The 389-nt window shown below is 56.0% G+C and carries 1 protein-coding gene; it reads right to left on the bottom strand.

What is annotated here, in order from left to right; all coding sequences use genetic code 11:
• A partial coding sequence (locus HP556_RS00025) for a phage tail tape measure protein (RefSeq protein ID WP_175365462.1) occupies positions 1–389 on the bottom strand: 389 nt, incomplete at both ends.

The raw sequence follows: 389 nt of genomic DNA, 5'->3' as shown, positions 1-389 counted from the left end.
TTTTTGTCCTGTTGAGTCTGCTGCTCAGCCTTCTTTCGGGCGGCTTCAAGCGCAAGACGGGCCTTTTCACGATCATCCCAGTAACGCGCCCGCGCTTCATCGTTAACAAAATAATCATCCTTGCGCAGATTCCAGATGTCGTCTGCTTTCTTATACGCAGCCTCTGCCTTAATCAGCATCTCCTGCGCGGTATCAGGACGACCAATATCCAGCACCGCATCCCACATGGATTTGAATGCCCGCGCAGTCCTGTCTGCCCAGGTCTCCAGCGTGCCCATGTTCTCTTTCAGGCGGCGGGTCTGGTCATCAAACCCTTTCGTTGCGGCCTCGTTCGCCGCCTGCAATGCCCCGGCTTCATCGCCGGAACGCTGCAACTGAGCAACATACGC

It is taken from the genome of Tardiphaga robiniae (assembly GCF_013359755.1).
GTDB lineage: Bacteria > Pseudomonadota > Alphaproteobacteria > Rhizobiales > Xanthobacteraceae > Tardiphaga > Tardiphaga robiniae.
This window is presented reverse-complemented; position numbering and strand designations above follow the sequence as displayed.